The organism is Bacillus sp. GMs2/2 (assembly GCF_050172095.1).
Lineage (GTDB): Bacteria > Bacillota > Bacilli > Bacillales > Bacillaceae_G > Bacillus_A > Bacillus_A cereus.
The window spans coordinates 1-2,129 of sequence record NZ_JBNLYE010000540.1 but is presented as its reverse complement, the minus strand read 5'-3'; the positions used below and the strand labels follow the sequence as shown (position 1 = coordinate 2,129).

Here is a 2,129-nt window from a genome sequence, read left to right as displayed (position 1 = left end):
AGAATATAGTAATCAAAATACCTTTTTAAGTATGATAGATATGGATTTAATTAGACAAGGATTATTACATGCTATTCAAGATTTAGTATTCATATTGAAAGTTATTGATAATGAAACGTTTCAATATATGTATGTGAATAAAATAGGAATGGATTATGCTAGGTTAAGCGAAGAGTGCTATGGAAAAACCTTTGCAGAAGTATTACCAAAAGATATAGCGGGGATATTGCAAAGGCAATATGCAAAAGTAGTGAGAGAAGCGAAAGCACACACCTTTTGTGATGTAGTCAATTTACCAAAAGGTGAGATACACTATGAATCTTCACTTAATCCTGTCTGCGACGAAGAAGGAATATGTCAATTTGTTATTTGTATTACAAGAGATATTACAGCTCAAATTGAGGAGAAGACAGAGATAGAGGAAAAACAAATGTTATTTAAGTCGTTACTGGAATATAATAATGACTCAATTATATCTATAGATTCTATAGGGAGAGTTACATATGCAAATCCGGCAACGTATGAAATATTTGGATACCGGTATGAGGAATTAAATAATAAATTTATTTTTGAATTCATTAATAAAGAATATGAAAAAGATTTTCAAATTATATTTAAGGGATCGATGCAAGGAAAAGCAAAACAAATTGTTTCAAAGAAATATGTTCATAAAGAAGGGTACGAGCTATATATTTCTTTGAGAACTATCCCGATTATTGTGAACGGTGAAATTGTTGGGATTTATATTGTTACGAGAGATGTTACAAGGCAAGTATTAAACGAAATGCGAACAGAATATTTAGCTTACTATGACCAGTTAACGGGATTAATGAATAGAATTTCATGTACAAATAAGTTAAATACTTTTTTAAATGAGAGTGTAAATTTTGCACTTGTATTTATAGATTTAGATGAGTTTCATCGTATTAATGATACATTTGGTCATAAAGAGGGAGATAAAGTATTACAAAAAGTTACAGAATGTTTAAGCAATCTAAAAATAGAAGATATGCACTTATTTAGAGAACACGATGATCAATTTGTTATGTTGATAGAAAATATAACGAAAGAATATGTAGAGGAAATTGCAAAAAGCATACTGAAAAATATTAGTGAATATTTTGTAATCGAAGAAGAAGATGTATATTTAAGTGCGTCAATTGGAATTGTAATGGCTCCAGCAGATGGAGAAGATGAAAAAATACTATTTCAGAGAGTCGATGCTGCTTTAGAAAAAGCAAAAGAAAAAGGAAAAGGACACTATCATTTTTATTGTAGTGGATTAGACTGTGAGCGTGAACAAAGGTTTATAATAGAAAACCAGTTGCACCGTGCTATAGAAAAAAATGAATTTTTCTTATATTATCAGCCACAAATTAATATTGAAACGAAAAAAATAGCTAGTATGGAAGCTTTAATAAGGTGGGAGAATAAGGAATTAGGATTTGTTTCTCCAAACCAATTTATTCCGTTGGCAGAAAGAACAGGATTTATTATTAAGCTGGATGAATGGGTAGTAAATCAAGTGTGTCAGCAATTGCGCGAATGGTTAAATAAAGGGTATGATGTGGTCCCAATTGCAGTTAATATTTCAGCTAGACACTTTCGTTCTATTACATTAATAGAGATGATTACACGGGCTTTAAATAAGTACAATGTACCAACTCATTTATTAGCGATAGAGGTTACAGAAGGAGCTCTTATACATAAAGATATATCGAAGAGAGTGTTACTACAATTAAAAGAGAAAAATTTAAAGATTCATTTAGATGATTTTGGAACAGGCTATTCATCTTTAAGTTATTTAAAAACATATCCAATTGATACTTTAAAAATTGATCGTTCTTTTATGGAAGGTATACATATAGATGAACGTGATACGAATATTACAGCTGCAATTATTCATTTAGCTCATACTTTAGAATTAAATGTAATTGCAGAAGGAGTAGAAAAAAAGGAGCAAATACAGTTTTTGAAAGAAAAGAATGTGAAGCTTGTACAAGGCTATTATTATAGCCGACCACTATCCAAATATGATATGGAAAATATGTATTATAAATAAAAAATGATGTGCTAAAAGCACATCATTTTTTATGTGTACCTGGTTTGTCATTGTAACCGGATGTAAA

1 protein-coding gene is annotated in these 2,129 nt (G+C 30.0%); it reads left to right on the top strand.

Going from position 1 to position 2,129, the window contains the following annotated elements; all coding sequences use genetic code 11:
* On the top strand, positions 1-2,062 hold a 2,062-nt coding region (locus ACQGS6_RS27115; protein WP_426965919.1), incomplete at its 5' end, for a sensor domain-containing protein.
* Positions 2,063-2,129: the final 67 nt, after the last annotated feature.